15 protein-coding genes and 1 pseudogene are annotated in these 22,711 nt (G+C 43.6%); all 16 read left to right on the top strand.

From position 1 onward, the window contains the following. Positions 1 to 200: 200 nt before the first annotated feature. The 16 genes and pseudogenes from PHG87_02585 to PHG87_02510 all read left to right on the top strand — a co-directional run bounded on the left by PHG87_02585 (position 201) and on the right by PHG87_02510 (position 22,687). On the top strand, positions 201 to 9,413 hold the full coding sequence (locus tag PHG87_02585; GenBank protein MDD5477083.1) for a hypothetical protein: 9,213 nt from the start codon (positions 201 to 203) through the stop codon (positions 9,411 to 9,413). 8 nt (positions 9,414 to 9,421) lie between these two features. Then, entirely contained in the window at positions 9,422 to 9,655 is a 234-nt protein-coding gene (locus PHG87_02580) for a hypothetical protein (protein MDD5477082.1), read from the top strand. Next, positions 9,652 to 9,870, top strand: a complete 219-nt coding sequence (locus tag PHG87_02575) for an ATP synthase F0 subunit C (GenBank protein ID MDD5477081.1) — start codon at positions 9,652 to 9,654, stop codon at positions 9,868 to 9,870. Before PHG87_02580 ends, PHG87_02575 begins: the two co-directional genes overlap by 4 nt. 14 nt (positions 9,871 to 9,884) lie before the next feature. Further along, positions 9,885 to 10,604: a F0F1 ATP synthase subunit delta gene (locus PHG87_02570; protein MDD5477080.1), complete on the top strand. Its 720-nt coding sequence runs from the start codon at positions 9,885 to 9,887 to the stop codon at positions 10,602 to 10,604. Between the two features lie 35 nt (positions 10,605 to 10,639). Then, positions 10,640 to 12,109: a F0F1 ATP synthase subunit alpha gene (locus PHG87_02565; GenBank protein MDD5477079.1), complete on the top strand. Its 1,470-nt coding sequence runs from the start codon at positions 10,640 to 10,642 to the stop codon at positions 12,107 to 12,109. Beyond that, positions 12,106 to 12,939: a F0F1 ATP synthase subunit gamma gene (locus PHG87_02560; GenBank protein MDD5477078.1), complete on the top strand. Its 834-nt coding sequence runs from the start codon at positions 12,106 to 12,108 to the stop codon at positions 12,937 to 12,939. The genes PHG87_02565 and PHG87_02560 overlap by 4 nt, the downstream gene beginning before the upstream one ends. Positions 12,940 to 12,951: 12 nt before the next feature. After that, a complete protein-coding gene (gene atpD, locus PHG87_02555; GenBank protein ID MDD5477077.1) occupies positions 12,952 to 14,343 on the top strand; it encodes a F0F1 ATP synthase subunit beta in 1,392 nt (463 codons plus the stop codon). Between the two features lie 7 nt (positions 14,344 to 14,350). Beyond that, positions 14,351 to 14,809, top strand: a complete 459-nt coding sequence (locus tag PHG87_02550; protein MDD5477076.1) for a hypothetical protein — start codon at positions 14,351 to 14,353, stop codon at positions 14,807 to 14,809. Between the two features lie 4 nt (positions 14,810 to 14,813). Then, on the top strand, positions 14,814 to 16,967 hold the full coding sequence (locus PHG87_02545) for an ATPase, T2SS/T4P/T4SS family (GenBank protein MDD5477075.1): 2,154 nt from the start codon (positions 14,814 to 14,816) through the stop codon (positions 16,965 to 16,967). A 39-nt stretch (positions 16,968 to 17,006) separates the two neighbouring features. Continuing rightward, positions 17,007 to 18,272: a type II secretion system F family protein gene (locus PHG87_02540; protein ID MDD5477074.1), complete on the top strand. Its 1,266-nt coding sequence runs from the start codon at positions 17,007 to 17,009 to the stop codon at positions 18,270 to 18,272. Between the two features lie 2 nt (positions 18,273 to 18,274). Then, the gene (locus PHG87_02535) at positions 18,275 to 19,063 is read left to right on the top strand and encodes a peptidase MA family metallohydrolase (protein MDD5477073.1); all 789 of its coding nucleotides are present in this window, start codon (positions 18,275 to 18,277) and stop codon (positions 19,061 to 19,063) included. Beyond that, positions 19,036 to 21,000: an ATP-binding protein gene (locus tag PHG87_02530; GenBank protein MDD5477072.1), complete on the top strand. Its 1,965-nt coding sequence runs from the start codon at positions 19,036 to 19,038 to the stop codon at positions 20,998 to 21,000. Before PHG87_02535 ends, PHG87_02530 begins: the two co-directional genes overlap by 28 nt. Before the next feature lie 14 nt (positions 21,001 to 21,014). Further along, positions 21,015 to 21,335, top strand: a pseudogene (locus tag PHG87_02525) (response regulator). 54 nt (positions 21,336 to 21,389) lie between these two features. Continuing rightward, a complete protein-coding gene (gene gspG / locus PHG87_02520) occupies positions 21,390 to 21,758 on the top strand; it encodes a type II secretion system major pseudopilin GspG (protein MDD5477071.1) in 369 nt (122 codons plus the stop codon). Continuing rightward, a complete protein-coding gene (locus tag PHG87_02515) occupies positions 21,736 to 22,125 on the top strand; it encodes a prepilin-type N-terminal cleavage/methylation domain-containing protein (protein ID MDD5477070.1) in 390 nt (129 codons plus the stop codon). Before gspG ends, PHG87_02515 begins: the two co-directional genes overlap by 23 nt. Further along, on the top strand, positions 22,100 to 22,687 hold the full coding sequence (locus PHG87_02510; protein ID MDD5477069.1) for a prepilin-type N-terminal cleavage/methylation domain-containing protein: 588 nt from the start codon (positions 22,100 to 22,102) through the stop codon (positions 22,685 to 22,687). The genes PHG87_02515 and PHG87_02510 overlap by 26 nt, the downstream gene beginning before the upstream one ends. Positions 22,688 to 22,711: the final 24 nt, after the last annotated feature.

The following is a 22,711-nucleotide window of genomic DNA, read 5'->3' as shown; positions in this document are numbered from 1 at the left end:
CTCCCAACGGCACAGAGCAATGGACAGTAGGAACAATCCAAACTGTTACCTGGAGCAAAGTTGGTTCGGTTGTCAATGCGAAACTGGAGTATTCGACCAACGGTGGAACTAGCTATCCCAATATAATTGTTGCCTCAACCCCTGCCGCTAGCTTAAGTTATTCCTGGACAATACCGGATGCAGTTTCTACGACTTGTAAATTGAAAATTTCAGATGCCACTGATGCCACGGTATTTGCCGCTTCGGCTGCTAATTTCGCTATTCGCGGTGGATTTACCATTACCGCTCCTGCCGGCGGCGAAGTCTGGACAGTAGGTGAATCCAGGAACATTACTTGGACTACTGCCGGAAGCGTGGCTAATGTAAAGCTTGAATATTCTACCGACGGAGGAGTAACTTATCCTAATACCATTGTTGTTTCTACGCTTAATGCGGGAAGCTATGCCTGGACTATACCGGATGTTATTTCTGCTACACTGAAAGTTAAAGTAAGCGATGTTAATAATGCTCAAGCTTTTGGTGTTTCCAGTAATAACTTTAAGATACGCGGGGCTTTGGCAATTACTGCGCCTAATGGGGGGGAACAATGGGTGGTAGGGAATGTCCAGAATATTACCTGGACGACTGTCGGAACGATTGCTAATGTAAAGCTGGAATATTCCACTAATGGCTTCTTCGATGAACTGCAGACTGTTTTAATCGTTGCCTCTACGCCTAATACGGGCGCATATACCTGGACAGTCCCCGATGCAATCAGCAATACGGTGAAAATCCGCATCAGTAATGTTTCGGATTCCACGGTCTTAAAGACTTCGGCCGCTAATTTTACCATTAAGGGTTCTCTAACAGTTATCGCTCCTGCCGGCGGCGAAGTTTGGATAGTAAATAATACGAACAACATTACCTGGACAAAGACCGGTTCGATTGCTAATGTAAAGCTGGAATATTCCAAAAATGGCTTTTTAGACGAACTGCAGACTGTTTTAATCGTTGCCTCTACGCCCGCTAATACTTTAAGTTACGCCTGGATAATACCGGATGCCATCGGCACCACCCTTAAAGTAAGAATTACCGATACTTCAAATGCTACAGTTATTAGTGTTTCTGCCGCTAACTTTACCATAAGAGGTTCATTGGCCGTAACTGCTCCCAACGGCGGGGAAGTCTGGAAAGTAGGGGAGAGCCGTAATATTACCTGGACAAAGACAGGCACCATTGCCAATGTGAAATTGGAGTATTCCACCGACGCAGGCTTAACTTATCCTAACCTTATTATTGCTTCGACTGATGCGACTTTAGGGATCTATGCCTGGACCGTGCCGGATGCTATCGGCATAAATTTACGTGTAAAAATCACAAATGTTGCGGATGCCGCGGTTTTTAAGGCTTCGGCCGCCAATTTTGAAATAAAGGGTTCATTGGCGATTACTTCACCCGTCGGCGGCGAGGTCTGGAAGGTAGGAAGTATTCAGCCTATCACCTGGACAAAGTCCGGTTCAATCGCTAATGTAAAGATAGAGTATTCCACTGACGGCGGTGTAACTTACCCAAGCACCATTGTTTTATCTACGCCTGCGGCGGCAGGGAGTTATTCCTGGACTATTCCCGATGCTATTTCTAATACTGTCAGAGTTAAGATTACAAATATAGCAGATACCGCAGTATTTGCCGCTTCGGCTGCTAATTTTAAGATTTCCGGTTCTTTGACTTTAACTGCGCCTGTTGGAGGAGAATCCTGGGCAATAGGAACATCGCAAAATATCACCTGGACAAAAACAGGCACCATCGCCAATGTTAAGTTAGAATACTCAACCGACGGCGGCTTGACTTATCCTAACCTCATTGTTGCTTCCGTAGATGCCACTATTGGCACGCCTTATTCCTGGTTAATCCCGGATGTGCCTTCTACTACAGTGCGCGTAAAAGTTACCAATACTGCAGATAGTACGGTCTTTAGTGCTTCGGCCGCAAACTTTAGGATCCGCGGTTCATTCACCCTGACTTCGCCTGTCGGCGCTGAGGTCTGGATTGTTGGGCAAAGCCGCAATATCACTTGGACCAAGACCGGTTCTATCGCCAATGCAAAACTGGAATACTCCACCGACGGAGGTTTAACTTATCCCAATACAATTATTGCTTCAACCCCTGCCACCGGCTTAACTTATGCCTGGACAATACCGGATGTTATTGGTATTGCTTTAAGAGTCAAGATTTCCGATGCAGCGGATGCCGGAGTGTTTTCGGCCTCTGCTGCCAATTTCACGGTTAAAGGATCGTTGACTATAACAATACCTAATGGCGGCGAAGTTTGGAAAGTAGGTGAGAGCCGTAATATCACTTGGACAAAGACCGGCTCCATCGCCAATGCAAAGTTAGAATACTCAACCGACGGGGGCTTGACTTATCCCAATGTTATTGTTGCTTCGACCGATGCTACGCTTGGCGCTTACGCCTGGACCGTTGCCGATGCCATAGGAGTTTCTTTACGGGTTAGGATTACTAATGTGTTAGACAGCACTGTTAGTTCTTCTTCGGCTGCCAATTTTGAAATAAAGGGTTCATTAGCGATTACTTCCCCCGTCGGCGGCGAGGTCTGGGCAGTGGCGTCTGTAAAGAATATCACCTGGAGCCGCACCGGTTCCATTGCCAATGTAAAACTGGAGTATTCAACCGACGGCGGATTAAGTTATCTTAATTTGATTACTCTTTCAACTCCGGCGGCTGCCGGTTCTTACGCCTGGACCGTCCCCGATACGATTGGAACACAAGTAAGGGTAAAAATTACCAATGTTTCCGATGCCACTGTTTTTACGGCATCTACTGCGAACTTTAAGATTGCCGGTTCATTTACCGTAACTTCGCCTGCCGGCGGTGAAATTTGGATTGTCGGCGCTGCCCAGAATATCACTTGGACAAAGACCGGCTCCATCGCCAATGCCAAGTTAGAGTATTCTACCGATGGAGGCGTTACTTATCCTGCAGGAAATCTTATTACTGCCTCTATCCCCGCCGGTTTAGGCAGTTACACCTGGACAATACCGGACAATATGTCTTCTACTGTAAGAGTGAAAATTTCGGATGTTTCCGATCCCTCTGTTTTTGCGGTATCCCTGGTAAACTTTAAGATTGCCGGATCCTTTAGCGTTACTTCTCCTAACGGCGGCGAATCGTGGGCAATTGGGGCAATCCAACCAATCACCTGGACAAAGACCGGTTCTATTCTTAACGCGAAATTGGAATATTCTATTGATGGAGGGGCCAGCTATCCTTATGTGATTATAGCTACTACGCCGGCAGCCAGCCTTAGTTATAGCTGGACAGTGCCAAATACCCCCAGCACAGCCTGTCGGGTAAAAATATCCGATGTTTCCGATTCCACTGTTTCAAAAGCTTCGAATGCGAATTTTAAAATTCACGGGGCATTTACTCTCAGCAGCCCTAATGGCGGAGAGGTCTGGATAGTGGGGGAGACGCGTAACATTAGCTGGACTACTCTGGGTTCGATCGCTAATGTAAAATTGGAATATTCCATTGATGGCGGCTCAACCTATCCCAACTCGATTGTCCTTACTACGCCGAATACAGGCTCGTATTCCTGGACTATCCCTGATAATATCGGCACTACTTTAAGAGTAAAGATTACCGATGTTACCGATCCCGATGCCACAACTGCCTCCGCTGCCAATTTTAAGATAAGAGGAAACATTGTCGTTAGCGCTCCTAACGGAGGCGAGGCCTGGGTGGTGGGAACTCTGCAGAATATTACCTGGACCAAAGTAGGAAGTATAGCAAATGTAAAGATAGAGTATTCCACCGACGGCGGCCTCACCTATCCTGTAGGAAATCTGATTGCTGCTTCCTTAGTTGCATCTTTAGGAACCTATAGCTGGACGATCCCGGATGCTATTTCCACCACGGTAAAGGTGAAAATTACCAATACCGTGGATACTACGGTATTCGATGATTCCAATAATAACTTTATTATCCGCGGCGGCTTTACCTTAACCAGCCCTAATGGCGGTGAAAAATGGTCGGTAGGCACATCCCGGACGATTACCTGGACTACTTTTGGTACTATCGCTAATGTCAAATTAGAGTATTCCACCGACGGTGGCGCAACATATCCTGTAGGAAACGTGATTGTTGCTTCTACCCCTAATCTTGGTTCTTATAACTGGACAATTCCTAATAATATTTCTTCCGCTTGTAAAGTGCGTGTTTCTAATGCCGCGGATCCCGGAAGTTTTGATGTTTCTGATCTTAACTTTAAGATAATGGGCGGCTTTAACGTTACTTTTCCCGTTGGAGGAGAAGTTTTCGTGGTCGGTTCCAGCCAGAATATTACCTGGACCACAGCCGGAACAGTGGCTAATGCCAAGCTAGAATATTCTACTAACGGCGGCACTACTTATCCGAATATAATTACTGCTACTACGCCTAATACTAATTCCTATGCCTGGGTGGTTCCGGATGCCATCTCTACTACTGTAAGGGTAAAAGTTTCCGATGCTTCGGATGTTGATGCTTTTGGCGCTTCTGCCGGAAACTTTAAAATAAGAGCCGGTTTTACCTTAACTAACCCCAGCGGCGGCCAGGCCTGGGTAGTGGGAAGTACGCAGAATATCACCTGGACCACTTTTGGAACAGTAGCCAATGTAAAATTGGAATATTCTACCGATTCCGGCACTACTTATCCAAATGTCATTATTGCTTCGCTGTTAAACAGCGGCACTTATGCCTGGACAGTGCCCGACGTCATTACTACTGCGGCAAGAGTAAGGGTTTCTGATGTGAACGATGCTACTGCCATGGCTGCTTCCAGCACAAACTTTAAGATTCAGGGTTCTTTGACGATTACCGCCCCTAACGGCGGGGAACAATGGACTGTGGGCTCGGTGAGGACGATTACTTGGAATAGGGTGGGTTCAATCCCTTTTGTAAAATTAGAATTTTCTACCGACGGTGGAACTCTTTATGCCCCTATTATCGCCTCGACGGCTAATACCGGCAGTTATTCCTGGACCATACCGGATAATATCTCTACGACGGTGAAGGCGCGTGTTTCTGATGTTAATGATGCCACAGTAAACAGTATTTCCGCCGCCAATTTTAAGATTCAGGCCGGTTTTAGTATTATTTCTCCTAACGGCGGAGAGATTTGGCTGGTAGGAAGCAGTCAAACTATTTCTTGGTCCACTCAGGGAACCGTAGGTTTTGTAAAGTTGGATTACTCTGGAGATGGTGGAGTAACGTTTCCATATACGATTACCACTTCCACCGCTAATTTAGGGACTTATGCCTGGACGGTTCCGGATAACGTTTCCGGTTCTGTAAGGGTGAGGGTGAGTAATGCGATGGATGCTACATCCTACGCTGCTTCCAACGCCAATTTTAGAATCCGCACCACTTTTACTTTAACTTCTCCTAACGGCGGCCAGCAGTGGCTGGTAGGGACCGTCCAGAATATCACCTGGACTACGGTGGGAACATTAGCGGGAGTGAAATTAGAGTATTCACGCGATGGTTTCTTAACCGATAAACAATTAATTGCCGCTTCTGCTCCGGCTACGGGAAGTTACGCCTGGACCATACCGGATGCAATTTCCAATACTGTAAGGGTCCGTGTATCCGACCCCAATGATATAGGCGCATATAAGGATTCTAGTGTCGATTTTAGGATTACCGCCAGGTTTACGGTAACTGTGCCTAACGGCGCAGAAAAATGGGATGTGGGCAGCGCGCAGAATATAACCTGGACCTGGGCAGGGACAGTGCCTAATGTAAAGTTGGAATATTCTACCAATGGAGGAGCGACCTATCCTAATATAATAGCAGCTACGGCCAATACCGGCTCTTATGCCTGGATTGTGCCGGATACAATCAGCGCCCAGTTTAAAATGAGAATTTCGGATTTGGCCGATGCTACTGCAAATGATGTTTCAGACGCCAATGCTAAAATAAGGGCTAAATTTACGGTTATCTCCCCCAACGGCGGCGAGGTCTGGACCGTGGGAACTTCCCAAAATATAACCTGGAGCACTGTCGGAACCGTTGCCAATGTGAAACTTGATTATTCGACGGATGGGGGCTTAACTTATCCCGGAGTGATAACGGCATCTACTCTTAATACAGGTACATATTCCTGGATACTACCCGACGCTATTTCTACGGCCGTTAGAGTAAGGGTAATGAGCACTACTGATACGGATGCCTTTGACGCTTCCGACCTTAATTTTAAAATCCGCGGAGCATTAGCAATAACTTCTCCTAATGGCGGAGAGTTATGGCGGATTAACCAGAGCAATAATATAACCTGGAGTACGACCGGAACAATTCCAACCGTAAAATTGGAATACTCTACCGACGCCGGCGCAACTTATCCCAACACGATTATTGCTTCGGTTGCAAATACCAATACTTACGCTTGGCTTATACCCGATACTCCTACGGCTTCTGCCCGTATACGTATAACCAACACGGCGGATGCAACGGTTTATGGTATCTCTAATGCCAATTTCCGTATTCAGGGTTATTTTACCCTTACTTCTCCTATTGGAGGAGAAGCCTGGATTGTAGGAAGCGCGCAAAGCATAAACTGGAGCTGGGGCGGGACTATTCCTTTTGTTAAATTGAGTTATTCTACGGATTCAGGAGCGACCTTTCCTAATGTTATTAGTGCTTCTGTGCCAAATGGTGTTGGCGGCGGCGGTAATTATTCTTACGCCTGGACAGTTCCCGATACAGTTTCTCAGACAGCGCGGGTAAAAATTGAAGACCCAAATGACAATACAGTATTCAGCATCTCCGCTGCTAATTTTAAGATAAGAGGTAATTTTGTTTTAACCAGCCCTAACGGCGCGGAACGCTGGGTTACCAATGAGATCCACGCGATAACCTGGACTACAACCGGAACCGTAGCCAATGTAAAACTGCAGTATTCTAAGGATAATTTTGTTTCAAATATAAATACCATTGTCGCTTCGACTCCCAACACAAATGCATATAACTGGACGATTCCCGACGACCGTTCAACCACGGTGAGGGTCAGGGTCCTGGATGCAACCGATGATACCGTCAACGCGGTATCGGCTGCCGATTTTAAAATAGATTATTATACGATAACCTGGATCCTAAAAGACCTTCTCACCAATGAGCAATTGACCAATCTTTCCGTGGTTGAAAAAGATACGGCTAGTTTAACTACGCTGAACTGGCAGACAGCCGGGCAGACTTCGCCTGTGACGCATCAAACCAAATATGGGTTATGGACTGCCACCTGGTCCTGCTCCGGCTACGGCGATAAAGCCCAAAATTACGTAGCTAATTCCGACCAGACATTTACCTTATATATGGAAACAACAGTTATACACATATGGCGCGCGTATTCGGAATTTGCGTATAATTCCACAAGCGATAGGCTGGATGTAAGCTCATGGCTGGAAAGAGATGGAAGTGTGGTTCCCGGAGCTGTTTCCGTTAATGTTGATATTTATGATGCTGGTGTTTTGATTAAAACATTAACTTCAACTACGCCCAGTGCAGCTGGTTTTTTTAACCTGAATTGGACGCCTTCCGGTTTGGCAGCGGGTAAAGTTTATACTATTATTACCCAAATCACTAATGCTTCAGGCGCAAAATTCAAGACACCCGGCTCATTTGAAATTACCGCCGCAAAGCGGCTCGAAGACATGCAGACAACGATTAATTCTGTTCTGGATAAGCCTTTATCTCAGGTGAATACAGAGTTACAGGCAACCTTGGCTCAACAAACAACGACTATCAATACCAAGATGACTGAGCAGACCAATATTATTACTCAGAAAACCGATGAAATGAAGGCTTCGATACAGACGAGCTTGAGCAGCTTTGAAACCAAAACCAATGATGCGATTACCAAATTGCAATCAGGCGCAGATCAGGCGGTTTCCGCCGGCAAGACCCTTGAAGCAACTGCGAAAAAATTCTCCTGGAAGGCCTCCGTTTCTCCCGATCCGGCATTAAGCGACGATATGATTACTTTATCTTGCCAAGGCCAGCCAGGATTATTCCCTATATTAGTTATCTATAGTTGGGATAATAAAACCATCGTAAATAATATAATCTTAAAGGACACTAACGGCCAGGGGCTTTATACCTATGAGTTTAAAGCAGATGGCCGGTTTACTGCAGGTAAGGCTTATACTTATGTGATTACCGAGCAGAGTACCGGTGGCATGGTTTCCGGTTCAGGAATGGTGGAGAGTATGGGGATTACTACGGTAGCCGGTTTAGCTGCAGCTGCTCCGGAGGCGGAACGGGCAGCCAAGAAGGCATTGGATGCGATTAAGACGGTGGAGGCAGTTTTGGTTTCCGGAGATAATACGAATATTCCTCTTACCTTGAAGAGCCTTAAAGAATCGATAGATAAGTTGCCTGAAGCTATAGCAAAAGAGGGGCCTTCCGAACGTTTAACCAGCTCTTTGAATGAAATCTCGGACAGGGTAAAAAAATTAGCTGGCGATGAAGGTTATGACTTGAGCATATTATTGGAACAAGCCATCAGTAAATCTCCAACTGTTAAAGATATGCGCAGTAAAACCGAGGCAATTAATTCAGTTATTGATATTTTAATGCAACTCTTTGAGGCAAAATTCGGCGGTGTAGATGCCCCGATTATTTCCACCTCTCTTCAACCGGGTAGCGTAAAATTCCGCATTGTGGCGATGAACCCTTCTAAAATCAAGACACAGAGGGTAGAAGTTAAATATAATTTACCCTCGGAAGTAAGGCCTAAGGATATTATGGATACCGGCGGGTTGGATTTGGAATATAACTCTGAAAAGTCTATTTACTATATGCATAAACCGGAATTTGAACTTTTGCCCGGAGAAGTTAAAGTTTATGAAGTAGAGGTTGAAGATATCTGGGTCGTTCAGGATAAACAACTCGATAGCCTAAGAAAGCGCGTGGACAATATTATGGATAAATTACAGAAAACCCCGTATTATGAAAAGGGAAAAGAGATAGCCGATACTATCTACCCGCGCTTAAATGAGATAGCTGTTTCTCAAAAAGACGATTCAATCAATCGTGAACAACATATAGGCGTTTATCGTCAGAACCTGCTTACCTTAGATCAGATTAAAGAAGATATCGGCCGGATGGAGAAGATCCTGGTTACTGCCGGAGGCCCCGCTTCTCCTGAAATGTTGTCTAAAACCAGGATAAAGGCGGATGAACCCACTAAGACAATGACCTGGATATTGGTCTTTGTCATTATTATCTTTATCGGCCTCTTAACGGCTGTACTTTTCTTTACCTGGCACCGCCAGGCACGGCTGACCCGCGAAGAGCTTTTGTCCGCTAAAGAATCCGCCTTTCCGGAATCTGATTTAAAGGAAGAGCAGGAGAGTAAAGAAACCAGCCAACAATGAAAGAATAAATGTTTTTTGATGTGATTCTCTTAAGCCCAAGGGAGGTTATTTTTGAAGGGCAGGCTAAAAGTGTTATCTTGCCGGGTGAAGCGGGTGTATTTGAAATTTTGCCTTTTCATAAACGGATCCTTAGCCGTTTAATTTCCGGAAAATTATTTATCGATGAGCAGAGTTTTCCCGTAAAAAGGGGGATTGCCAAAGTAGATCAGAATAAAGTAACTATAATTGTAGAAGAAAAATGAGCCGTAACCTGTCGCTGGTTTTAATTTTTTGCCTGTGTATTTTGGGGCCTTGCGCGGTTTTTGCTGCCGGTACTTTTTCCAGTATCAGCGCCTTAGGCAGAAACCCCTCCAGCGCTCCCAAGATTTTTACTGCGATGATCATCGCCTTGGTTTTTGCCCAGTCTTTGGCGATTATCGCCATGTTGATCGTTTTTCAACTTTTTAGTTCCTCTTAAACGAAAGGCCAGACATGCTTATTGTTTCTTTAATCTTGTTTCAGCTTCTTATTTTTGGCGGGTTGATATTTTTGTTGCGCCGCGTATTGACTAAAAATGTTACCGATGCCACAAAACACCTTGAGGAATTAAGCCATGATTATTCCCAGAAAGAACAAAAACTTAATCAACAGCTTGAGGAAGCAAAAGAAAAATCACAGAATATTATCAGGGATGCTCAACAGGAAGCAGAGAGGCTAAGAACGCAAAACATTAAAGACCTGGAAAGCCAAAGGGATCTGATTTTAAACCAGGCGCGCTCTCAAAGCGATACGATCATCCAGCAGGCAGACAAGTCCCGCCAGGCGCTTATTTCCGAACTGGAAACCAGGATTGAAAAAGAAGCGATAAATAAAGCCTGCGAATTAATGCAGGTGACCTTGCCTGAGAAATTCAGGCAGGAGGTGCATCTTTACTGGGTAAAAGAGCTGCTGGAAGACGGGTTTAGCCAGTTAAAACATCTGCAATTCCCAAGCGATATCAGTGAGGTCAAGATTACTTCCGCATTCTCCTTAACTGATGAGCAGCGTAAGAGTTTATCCAGGAAAATAAACGATGTGTTGGGTTATGATGCCCAATTAAAAGAGGAGACTGAAAGCCGGGTAGTTGCCGGCTTGATCATTAGTATAGGAAGCCTGGTTCTGGACGGAAGCCTGAAGAACAAGATTGAGGAGCAGGCCAAGGTTGCAAAATAATCCGCAGCTTATGAATAATAAGATGGGAGACAGCTTTGAAGTTTGAAGTAAGGGAAGTCGGCAAAGTCAAATCGGTGCGTAAATTTATTATTATGGCCTCAGGGCTTCCTTCTTGCGTGAACGGCCAGATTGTGGAGTTTGCTAATGGCATCTGGGGCCTGGTTATGGGGTTTACCGAAGATAAAGTCCAGATCCTGGTCTTAGGCGATGCAACTTCGATCCGCGCCGGGGACGAGGTTTATAATAAGGGTAAATCTTTAAATTTACCGGTGGGGGAGGCTTTTGTCGGGCGGATGGTTAACGGGCTCTGTCAGGAACAGGATGAGCAGGGGCCGATAGCATCAGGAGAAACTTACCCGGTATTTAAAGTTGCCCCCGGAGTTATGGAACGGGCTCCGGTTAAGGAATCATTGGAAACAGGGACTTTGGTTATAGATGCGATTATTCCTATTGCCAAAGGGCAGCGCCAGCTCTTTATCGGAGACCGGCTTACGGGCAAGACGACGGTGGCAATAGATGCGATACTAAATCAAAAGGGCAAGGGTGTTATCTGTATTTATTGCTGTATAGGAAAACCTTTTTCAGCTCTTGTAAAAATAGTGGATACCTTAAAGGAGCATGATTGTTTTGGCTACACTTGTATAGTTACCGGCGTAGCCTCTTTGTCCCCGGGAGAACAGTATCTTGCTCCTTACACTGCCTGCATGTTGGGGGAATATTTTATGCAGAACGGCCGTGATGTGCTGGTGGTTTTGGATGATTTAACCAAGCATGCCTGGATATACAGGCAGATATCTTTGCTCCTGGAGCGCGCCCCGGGAAGAGAGGCGTATCCGGGAGATATATTTTATATCCATTCCCAACTGATGGAGCGCGCCGGTTACCTGAAAAAAGAATTGGGCGGTGGTTCGATGACTTTTCTGCCTATCGTAGATATACTCCAGGGGGATGTTACCGGCTACATTTCTACAAACCTTATTTCTATGACCGACGGGCAATTGTATTTTTCTACCAGCCTCTTTAACAGGGGTTTTAAACCGGCGATCGATTTCGGGCTTTCGGTATCGCGTATCGGCAATAAAGCGCAATGGCCGGCAATGAGGGAGTTAGGTAAAACTTTGCGCCTGGATTACCTTCAGTATAAAGAACTTTTACAGATGACCCAGTTACGCACCAGCGGGCTTTCTAAAGAAGCGGAAAGCAAGCTGGCGCGCGGGGGCGCGATGAACCAATTAATCGTTCAAGATAAGAATAAGCCAACTGTTATAGAAGAGCAGATAATTTACCTTTACGCCTTAAACCGCGGGATCCTGGATAATCTATCCGACACCCAGTTAAAGCAGTTCAGGCAGGAAGTTTTCCCGTTTATCAATAAATGCTACCCTGATTTTTGTAAAGATGTACGCGCTAAACAGGAATTAACCGCTGAAATCAAGGAAAAGTTAGATACCTGCCTTAAGGAATATTTTAAAGCGTTGGTAAGGGGGGATAATACCGTTAAATGAGGACCCTTTCAAACATAAAAAAAGATATAGAATTTAATCAGGGGCATGCTTCTTTGATTGAAGCCCTGAAGAATATCGCGGTGGCTCAATTCAAAATACATGAACAAAAACTCAAATTATTCGAAAAAATTATTTTGACCGCAGAGGATTTTTTTAAACTTATCAATATCGATAATGTTAATTGCCCATTTTTAAGCCCTCAAAAAGGCCTTTTAGGCGTAGTCGTGGTTACTTCCGACAGCGGCCTTTTGGGCGGGCTTAATTTAAAGGTCATAAATCAGGCTCTTTTGGAATTGGAGAAGACCCCCGGTAAGCTTATCGTGATTGGCGCCTGCGGCAAAAATTATCTTAGGGAGACCAAATTTTCTTTTGTTTCTTTTGACGGCATCAATGATGAGCAGCGTTATCTTCAGGCGATGCAATTAAGAGACTATTGCTTAGCCAAGGTTGCAGAAGGCGTATTTGGTTCTCTTAAAGTGGTTTATCCGCACCCTATTTCATTTACTGTGCAACGGGTGGAAACACTGACGTTTTTGCCGTTTGTACCGCCTCAAAAATCAAATGTCCCCGCCGGCGATTTAATTTTAGAGTCCAGCCTGGCCGATATCGTCCAATACCTAATATCTGTCTGGATAGGGCAGAAATTTTATGATATCTTTGGTTTAAGCCGCCTGTCGGAATTCGCGGCGCGTTTCGTACACCTTGAAGAGAGTTCGCAGAAGTTAAAAGATATAGAAAAAAATTTAAAGCTTCAATATTTTCGCGTAAGGCATGAGTTTATTGACAGGAGCATGCGCGAACTTTTTAGCGCAAGGTTATTATATACTTAAACCAAAATAGCGATGAACGATAATAATACAGGCAGGATAGTTTCGGTGCAGGGGCCGGTAGTGGATGTAAAATTTTCTACTGCTTTAGAGGTGCCTAACATTTTTACCATTATCAATGCCCAGAACATAGATAAAGAAGCGGTTGTTTTGGAGGTCGCCGAACATCTGCCGGGCAACATTGCCCGTTGCATTGCCATCAATTCTACGATAAATATCCAGCGCAATGCGCAGGCTCATCCAACAGGCAAAGCAATTCAGATCCCCTCCGGTGAAGCGCTTTTTGGGCGCATTATAAATATCCTGGGCGATCCTATAGATAATAAAGACAAGCCGCAGTCGCCGGAGAAGTTTGGCATAAGAAAAAAGGATATGGGCAGTCTGATTAAAGTCAAGTCAACGGTCAAAAAAAGTTTTGAGGTTATGGAAACCGGGATTAAAATCGTTGATTTGCTTTTTCCCGTGGTTAAGGGGAGCAAGACCGGGATCCTGGGCGGGGCGGCCTTGGGGAAAAGTATCCTTACTTTAGAGATTATTCAGCACATCGTAAAAAAATACCAGGGCAGCTGCGTGTTTGTAGGCGTGGGGGAACGTATCCGTGAAGGAAATGAATTATATTATGAACTTTTAAAACATGATGTATTATCAAAAACAATGATGGTCTTTGGCCAGATGAATGAGCCTCCCGGAGCCCGTTTTGGCGTGGCCATGACCGGTATCACCATGGCAGAATCCGTCCAGCGCAAAAATCAGGATGTCCTTCTCTTTGTAGACAATATCTTCAGGTTTATCCAGGCCGGCGCTGAGATCTCTACTCTTTTAGGCAGGGTCCCTTCGGAGACAGGATACCAGCCTACTTTAATTTCTGAGGCAAGCGACTTCCATGAGAGGATCCGTTCGTCAACGGATGCGGGAGGTTCAATAACTGCTTTTGAAGCAGTGTATGTTCCAGCGGATGATTTGACCGATCCGGCAGTAGTGGCTATCTTTAGTTTTTTGGATTCGATCCTGGTGCTTTCCCGCGAACGAATACAACTGGGATTATATCCGGCAATCGACCCTTTACAATCTTCTTGCGCCAACTTGGATATCGATATCGTGGGCAGGAGACATTTTGAGGTTGCCCAGGAGGTAATCAGGATCTTCCAGAGGTATGAGGAACTAAGGCGGATTGTTTTGGTCGTAGGAGTCGATGAGCTCTCAAGCGCCGATAGGATTATTTATGAACGGGCCAGGAAGCTGCAGAATTTTCTTACCCAGCCGTTTTTTGTGGCTGAAGCCTATACAGGCAAGAAGGGCCAATATGTAACCAGCGAACAGACCCTTACCGGTTGTGAAAGGATAATCGCGGGGAAATTCGATTCAAAGCCGGAAGGGGAATTCTATTTGATCGGCGCTTTAACCTAAGATGTCTATGCTTAATAAGAAACTAGGTCAGATTCTAATCGAAAAAGGCTTGATTACTCTCAAACAGTTAGAGGAGGCCTTAGATGAGCAGTCAAGAACAAAGGAGTTTCTCGGTAAAATCTTATTGGACAAAAATCAGATCAAAGAGTTGGATCTATTAAAAACGTTATCCGAACAATTTAATATCCCCATCGTTAACTTGAGGCATAGTTATACCGATTGGGCGTTGATTAAGAGTTTTGGTTCATCTTCGATTTTGGATTATAAATGCTTTCCGCTGAAAAAAGATAAATGGTCGGTGACTTTTGCGATAACCAACCCTTTAGACGCCTGGGCATTGAAGAAGATAGAAGAAGAGGCAAGAGGCTTGGAGGTAAAATTGGCCCTGGTTTCTCAAGGGGATATGCTTGAGGTTATTAAGGGGTACCGGCAATATTTAAACGAAAATATTGCCAAGCTATTTTAAGAATATGCCGAAAAAAATAGATACTATTTTATCCGAAGGCTTAATCGAAAGAGGGCTAATCTCCAGGGAAGCCCTGGAGCCTCTTTTTAAAGAGATAGAAAAAAGCGGTGAAAGCCTACAGCAAGTTTTAGTTAAACGCCAAGCATCTTTAGAGAAAGATATTCTAGATGTTTTTGCCGAGAAATTAAAATTTACTTGTCTAATAAACTTAAAAGAGGTTTCTATCGATAAATCTATTTTCGATAAGGTCCCGCTAAAGATCGCTTCATATTATAAATTTGTGCCTGTGAGTTTAAAAGACAGGCTATTGACCATTGCCGTATCCAGCCCCTTAGATATAAAAATTCAGGATGAGATAAGGACGCATTTGGGTTTTGATATCGAGACAGTCCTTTCCTGCCATGGCGATATATTAGATTCCTTAAAAAAATATTATGGTTTTGCCGCCGATACAATGAAAGAGATTTCGCGAGGTTCTGAGGTTAAAGGCCTTTTTCAGGAGCCTGCCCAAGAAAAAGTTGAAGATATCGAAAAATTGGCCGGAGATGCCTCGGTAATAAGATTAGTTAACCAGGTAATCTTAGAAGGGTATAAAAAGCGCGCTACGGACATCCATATCGAGCCTCATCGGGAGGGGGTAAATTTACGCTATCGAATTGATGGTTTGCTTTATGAAACTAAAGTTGCCGCTGAAATAAAGAATTTCTTGAATGCTATTATTTCACGTATCAAAATTATGTCGAATTTAAATATCGTGGAACGCCGTCTCCCCCAGGATGGCCGGGCGATAGTTAAGGTTGGGGAGCAGATGCTTGATTTGCGGATTTCTACAATGCCCACGCCGTTTGGCGAAAGCGTAGTAATAAGGATTCTTCCTACCAAGATGCTTTTTAGTTTGGAAAAATTGGGCCTGCCAAAAAAAGATTTGCAGATCTTTGAGAGTTTGATTTTAAAACCCCATGGTATAATTTTTATTACCGGCCCTACCGGAAGCGGAAAGACAACTACTTTATATACATGTTTGAGCAGGATCAATACAAAAGAACGCAAGATCATTACTATTGAGGATCCTATTGAATATGAGATGCCTAATATCACCCAGATTCAGGTTATGCCGGAGATTGGCCTTGATTTTGCCCGGGGGTTACGCAGTATCTTAAGGCATGATCCTGATGTAATAATGTTAGGGGAAGTAAGGGACCTGGAGACCGCCCAGATTGCCATTCGTGTCGCCTTAACCGGGCATATGGTATTTTCTACCCTTCATACCAATGACGCAGTTAGCGGCATTAACCGGTTAATTGATATCGGTGTTGAACCCTATCTTTTGGCTTCCAGCGTCGAAGCATTTATTGCCCAGCGCCTTATAAGATTAATTTGTCCGGATTGTAAATATGAGGATAAAGCAACTCCTGCGCAATTGAAAGAGATGATTGCTAAAGATTTAGGATTAGAATCAAAAGATGCAGTAAAAATATTCAGGGGCAAGGGGTGTCCCAGCTGTAATTTTACCGGTTTTTTCGGCAGGACGGCAATATACGAGATTTTGATTATGGATGGAGGGATAAAAGATTTAATTTTAAAAAAGGCTACTTCCAGCCAGATTACTAAAGTAGCCCTGGCAAAGGGTATGCGTACTTTACGCCAGGATGGCTGGCAAAAAACAGTTGCCGGCTTAACTACTCCTGAGGAGGTCATGAAAACAACTTCTGCTCAAGAGCAGCTAAATGATTTAGAAAGCAAAACTCAAGTTTTCTTAGGGGGTTTTACGCCGGAAAGCGCCCATTCTCCAAAAGAAAACGGGAAAAGGGCCTATCAGCGTTTAAACAGTAAAGTTAACCTGCGCTATAGAGTTCTTAAATCGCAAGATGAGTTGGCCAGGCGGGGATTTACTCCCGAAGAGCTTAGCGTCACCAGCAATATTTCTGCCGGAGGTTTGCTTTTTTTCTCGGATGAAATATTAGCTATCGGTTCAATTTTAGAGTTAATTTTAGAGCTGCCCGGAGGGGGCGAAGATCCTATAGAGTGTCTGGCCAGGGTGACAAGAGTTGAAGAGATGGACCGGGAAAGAAAATACAACATCGCGGTTTGTTTTTTGGATATAACCGGCGCGCAAAGGGGGAGGCTGAATAAATTTGTTGAGCAGGAATTAAGTTAAGGGTTGCCAGCCATAGTAATCAAGAAGGGGTAATTTTAAATGATTAAATATATATATCACGCGAAAAAAAACACCGGAGAGACGGTTGAAGGCAGGATCGATGCTGTCTCTAAGGAAGAAGCGATTGAGAAGTTGAGCTTGAAGGGGTATTTACCTATTTCCATAGAAGAGGACCCCAGGCGTATTGACCATCAAGCCGCGCCTAATATAAATCGCCAAGCCAGCCGCATGGCCGAATCTAAAATTTATTTTTTTAGTAAACCAGGCGCTAAGATAAAGTCAGGCCAAATCACTGTATTTAGCCGCCAGTTAGCCAGCCTCTTAAAGTCAGGTGTGCCTATCTTAAGTGCGATTAACATAATCTCTGAGCAATCCGAGAATCTTTATTTAAAAGTTTCGTTGAAGAGTATTTGTAATGCGGTAAAAGACGGTTCTACTTTTTCTTCCGCCTTAAGTAATTATCCGCGGATATTTTCATCTCTTTATGTTGCCTTGGTGCGCAGCGGAGAAGAAAGCGGTACTTTGCCGGCGGCTCTTTTAAGGATAGCTGATTATCGGGCTAAACAAGAAGAAATCATTTCACGTATCCGGATGAGTTTAGCTTATCCTATACTTATGGCAATCGTAGGAGCGGGAACAATAGTTTTTATGCTTACTTTTGTCATGCCGCGCCTGATGGGGATATTTGTTAATTTAGGGGAAAAGTTACCGTTGCCTACCCGTATTTTGATTTCTATAAGCCAGGGCCTTGGCCACTGGTGGTTTTGGATAATTTTAGCTTTGGCAATAATTATTTTACTTATTAGGAGACAGGTCAAAACAGAGGCGGGAAAGTTATCTTTTAGCCTATTTAAGCTGCATCTGCCGGTATTCGGCAAACTCATCCTTAAGGCGGAGTTAGCCCGTTTTAGCCGCACATTGGAGCTGCTTATTAAAAACGGCATATCCATATTAAGGGCCATTGATGTAGCTGTTCCCGTATTAGAAAACGAAATTATTAAAAAACAATTAAGGCAAAGTTATAAAGAATTGGAGCAGGGCGGTTTTTTCGGCAGGAGCCTGAAAAATTCAAAAGTATTTCCTCCTTTTATGAGCAATCTTATTAGCATCGGCGAAGAATCAGGCAGGCTTGATGAGGCTTTAGCCGAAATAGCAGACACCTATGAACACGATACGGATGAGGCTATAAAGGTCATGAGCAGCCTTATAGAACCCCTGATGATTTTGGGAATGGGCCTGATTGTGGGTTTTATTGTAGTCGCCATGCTTCTTCCGGTATTTGAAATTAACGTGATCGCTCGATAAGAATGGCTAAACGTATATATTTCTTAGCTATTGCGTTTATTTTTATGTTTCTGCCTTCCAGCCTTGCCCAGGAATGGCAGGAGTTAAAAGGAGAACACTTTATTGCGTATTTTACTCAAGAGCAAAAATTTGCCAAAGAGGTATTAGCTAGCGCCGAAGTCTATTACCAGAGGATTGCCTCTGATTTAGGTTATCCCAGGTATAACGATTTCTGGTTGTGGGATAAGCGGGTAAAGATCTATATTTATCCCGACCATGCTTCTTATGTTAAGGCCACAGGCCAGCCTGAATGGTCAGAGGGAGCGGCTGAATACAAAAATAAAAAAATAGCAAGTTTTTCCGGAAGCAAGGGTTTTTTGAAATCAATCCTTCCCCATGAGGTGGCGCACCTAATTTTCAGGGATTTTGTCGGATTTGTGGGTGAGGTGCCTCTTTGGCTGGATGAGGGTGTGGCCCAATGGGAAGAGGAGATAAAAAGAAAAGATATGAAATTAACGGCCAAAGAATTATATAAGGAAGATAGTTTATTATCCATAGAAGATATGATGAAATTAGATATCCGCAATATAAAAGATAAAAATTCAGTTTATATCCGCACCTATTATCTTCAGTCGGTTTCTTTGGTCGGGTTTTTAATCGAGAGATACGGTTCAGAGAGGTTTGCTGAGTTTTGCCGGCAACTGCGCGACGGTAAAACATTAGAGGCGGCTTTAAGTTTTGCTTATCCAACAAATATTGGCAGCCTCAAAGATTTAGATAATGAATGGAGGCAGTATTTAGGGAAACAATGAATTATTTAAGCTTGAGGGAAGGTATGGATTCGATGCTTCAGTGGTTTCAGCTAAATTTAGATATCGTGTTTTTCGTCTATGGCCTGGCGTTTCTGATAATGGGCATTACGGTTTTAATTCAGTTACGCGGTGAAAGCCGGTTTAAGATTGTTGATATCATATGGGCGCTGGCCGGTTTTGGTATTACTCATGGCGTAAATGAATTGTTGGATATGTGGGTAATAATCAAAGGGCGTCATCCTGCGGTGGATATATTGCGCTGGTTTATCCTGGTTATTTCTTATATTTTCCTGTTTGAGTTTGGCAGGCGTTTTTTTTATTTAAACAGCAGGCAAAAAAAACATAATCGGGTATTAAATAGTATATGGGTATGGCCGGCTTTGGTGATAATCATCTCTGTTTTAAGTTTTGGTTCAAGCGATATTTGGAAAATCGGCGGGATTTGGGCAAGGTATCTTTTAGGTTTTCCGGGCGCAATCCTGGCTGGTTTGGGATTCCTGTCATATTATAAAAAAGAGCTGCAGGCGCCGCTTAAGTTAAAGAAATATTTTCAAGCAGCAGGCGTAGTTTTTTTAGTTTACGGCTTTTTAAGCGGATTAGTTGTGCCTAAGGCGGATTTCTTTCCGGCAAATTGGCTTAACAACGATTCTTTTTTATCATTAATGCATATCCCGGTGCAGGTATTGCGTTGTTTGTGCGCGATAATTTCTGCTTGGGCAGTGATCGGGGCGTTGAATATTTTTAATTGGGAGACTTCCGAAGGGCTGCAAAATTTCCTCGAACAGAGAGAAAAAATTACCGAAGGGATAGAGGAAGGCATAATGTTAGTGGATAAGGAGTTTAACATCCTCTGGGCAAATAAGGCTTTAATGAGGCGCCATGGTGAGATCCTGGGGGATAAATGTTACCGGGTTGTTCATAGAAGAGAATCTCCTTGTGAAGCCCCGCTTGATGCCTGTCCGGTTGCGGAAGCTTTAAAAGAAAAGAAAGTTGTAAGTTTAATTCACACCCATCTTGATAATAATAACCACCCAAGATTTTTTGAAGTAAGCGTTTATCCTCTTGTGGATGAAAAAAACCAGATTAATGAATTTGTCCACATTAGCCGGGATGTTACCGAACGCCAGCAAAAGGCGGAGGAGCTAAAGAGGGCCTATGTAGAATTACATAAGGTCCAGACAGAGTTGATGGATTCGGAAAAATTAGCCGCGGTAGGTGTTTTGGCCAGCGGTGTGGCCCATGAAATAAGGAATCCTTTAGCTGTAATTTTGCAGGGGGTGAATTTTTTAGAAGGCAAGCTTAAGCCTTGCCCTCGGAATATTTCTGATACCTTGAATATGATTAAGGATAATGTCAAAAGAAGCGACAATATTATTGATGGAATATTTAGTTTTTCCCGAAAAACAGAGTTATCCAAGCAAAATGAGAGTATAGAATCTATATTAGAAAGTTCTTTGGTCCTGGTTGAGCATAAAATTAAGCTGGGTAATATTGAAATCAGCAGGCAATTCCAGGCAGATTTACCTAAAATCTTTGTTGACCGGCAAAAAATTGAACAGGCGCTGGTGAATATCTTATTAAATGCCATTGAAGCAATGCCGGGTGGCGGCAAGATCTTTATCCGCGTTTATTCAAAAAAACTCGATGAAATAAAAAATGGAGTGGGCAAGAGAAAAAGCGATATGTTTGCCTTAGGGGAAGAGGCCCTGATTGTAGAAATAGAAGATACAGGGACAGGTATTTCTAAAGAGAATACGGATAAGCTTTTTCTGCCCTTTTTTACCACCAAAGGCCCCAATAAAGGACTGGGTTTAGGCCTGTCAGTTACGCGTAATATTATGCTGATGCATAGAGGGGTCATTGATATAGTTAGCCAGGAAGGCAAGTTTACTAAGGCGGTTCTTAGTTTTAAGATAGGGGAGGAAAGGACAACATGAAGAAAAAGAAGATAATGCTGGTTGACGATGAGGTAGATTTCTTGAGAATATTGCAACTGAACCTGGAAGGTAAAGGTTATGAAGTGATTGCTTTATCCAACGCTAAAGATATTGTCGCGCAAGTAGATAAATATAAGCCCGATTGTTTATTGCTTGATTTGCTTATGCCGGATATAGGAGGTATGGATGCCTGCCAGCTGCTCAACAGTGATCCTGTGGGCAGTAAAACCCCCATAATAATTCTTTCTGCTTTGAGTAAGGACGCAGATAAGCTTAAGGCTTATGAGTTAGGGGTACTGGATTATATCACTAAACCGGTAGAAATAGATACGGTCATATCGGCTATTGAAAAAGTAACGGCGCCTAAGGGTTTTACTCTGATTGAACTGATGCTGGTGGTTATAATCATTGGAGCCTTGGTCGCAATGGTAATGCCTCGGCTTACCGGAAGGACCGAGCAGGCACGCGTGGCTACCGCCGAAGCCGATATCCGCGCCAATATTGCCACTGCTTTAAAACTTTACGAGTTAGATAATGGTATTTTTCCTACCACCGAAGAAGGTTTAAATGCTTTGTTGAATAAGCCGGCTTCCAGCCGAAAATGGAACGGCCCTTATTTAGAGAAGCAGCCCCTGGACCCCTGGGGAAGAGAGTATAAATATAAATCACCGGGTAACCATCGGGCCGATTATGATCTGTATTCATTGGGAAGGGATGGCCAAGAAGGAACCGAGGATGACGTTAAAAATTGGGAATAAAGGGTTTACCCTTATAGAGGTAATGGTTACCACAGTGGTTTTGTCTCTGGGGACTGTTCTGATATATGGGGCATTTTTTACTTCCTTAGATGCCTTTAACCGTTACACCAATTATCTCAACCTTATTCCGTGGATGGATGAACAGCTTTGGCAGGCGCAGGATGGTTTGAATAAGTTTGGCGCTTTGGCCCAGCTGCAAACAACAGGTGAATTTCAAAAGTCGGGTAAGACTTTTAGCTGGGGCCTAAATTACAGCTTGATCGATGGTGGTTTATACAAAATCGACCTGGATCTTTATTGGCAACAAGGCCAAAGAAAAGCGGGGCTATCAAGAAGCGCATATGCAGAGTATAAGAAGAAGGAATAAAGAAGCTTTTACCCTGGTTGAATTGCTTATTGTTACGGCGCTTTTAGCCGTTGTATCCCTGGCAATATATGCCACTTTTAACAATGGTATAAAAATTTGGCAGAAAATAAATGAGCAGGCAGTTGAAGAGGATTTGGATATTTTCTTTGAGAAGTTTGTTTTAGATTTAAGAAATGCTTTTAAATTCAGCGGGTACAATTTCTCAGGGAAAGAAAAACAGGTTGAATTCATTACTCTTGTAGATAGCCAGAGAATGCAGAAGAATACGGTAGGCAAAGTTATCTATCTTTATGATCCGGAGTCAAGGATAATAAGCAGATCTTCTTTGGATTATAGCCAAATTTACGAGGGCAGCGCAGGCCTAACTCAACAATTAGTAAGGAATGTGGAATCATTGAGATTCCAATATTATTTCTATGACCAAGGGATAAAAGAGTATCTTTGGCTTGATGAGTGGTCAAAAGATGGGTTGCCTTTGGCGGTAAGGGTAGAGTTGAGTTTAGGCCAGGGCAGGCAAAGCAGTGAGTTTGTTAAAACGGTCAGTATTCCGGTTAGCAATTAATTTAATGGATTATTTAAAAGGCCA

The sequence above is a fragment of the Candidatus Omnitrophota bacterium genome (assembly GCA_028716245.1).
Classification (GTDB): domain Bacteria; phylum Omnitrophota; class Gorgyraeia; order Gygaellales; family Profunditerraquicolaceae; genus UBA6249.
The sequence above is the reverse complement of the archived record's forward strand: the minus strand, read 5'-3'. Positions and strand labels throughout refer to the sequence as shown.

What these genes read in the sequence shown, in the direction of transcription:
- PHG87_02580 (MDD5477082.1), top strand. Translation starts at nt 9,422, where the DNA reads ATGTTTTTTGATGTGATTCTCTTAAGCCCAAGGGAGGTTATTTTTGAA.
- PHG87_02575 (MDD5477081.1), top strand. Translation starts at nt 9,652, where the DNA reads ATGAGCCGTAACCTGTCGCTGGTTTTAATTTTTTGCCTGTGTATTTTG.
- PHG87_02570 (MDD5477080.1), top strand. Translation starts at nt 9,885, where the DNA reads ATGCTTATTGTTTCTTTAATCTTGTTTCAGCTTCTTATTTTTGGCGGG.
- PHG87_02560 (MDD5477078.1), top strand. Translation starts at nt 12,106, where the DNA reads ATGAGGACCCTTTCAAACATAAAAAAAGATATAGAATTTAATCAGGGG.
- atpD (MDD5477077.1), top strand. Translation starts at nt 12,952, where the DNA reads ATGAACGATAATAATACAGGCAGGATAGTTTCGGTGCAGGGGCCGGTA.
- PHG87_02550 (MDD5477076.1), top strand. Translation starts at nt 14,351, where the DNA reads ATGCTTAATAAGAAACTAGGTCAGATTCTAATCGAAAAAGGCTTGATT.
- PHG87_02545 (MDD5477075.1), top strand. Translation starts at nt 14,814, where the DNA reads ATGCCGAAAAAAATAGATACTATTTTATCCGAAGGCTTAATCGAAAGA.
- PHG87_02540 (MDD5477074.1), top strand. Translation starts at nt 17,007, where the DNA reads ATGATTAAATATATATATCACGCGAAAAAAAACACCGGAGAGACGGTT.
- PHG87_02535 (MDD5477073.1), top strand. Translation starts at nt 18,275, where the DNA reads ATGGCTAAACGTATATATTTCTTAGCTATTGCGTTTATTTTTATGTTT.
- PHG87_02530 (MDD5477072.1), top strand. Translation starts at nt 19,036, where the DNA reads ATGGAGGCAGTATTTAGGGAAACAATGAATTATTTAAGCTTGAGGGAA.
- gspG (MDD5477071.1), top strand. Translation starts at nt 21,390, where the DNA reads ATGCTGGTGGTTATAATCATTGGAGCCTTGGTCGCAATGGTAATGCCT.
- PHG87_02515 (MDD5477070.1), top strand. Translation starts at nt 21,736, where the DNA reads ATGACGTTAAAAATTGGGAATAAAGGGTTTACCCTTATAGAGGTAATG.
- PHG87_02510 (MDD5477069.1), top strand. Translation starts at nt 22,100, where the DNA reads ATGCAGAGTATAAGAAGAAGGAATAAAGAAGCTTTTACCCTGGTTGAA.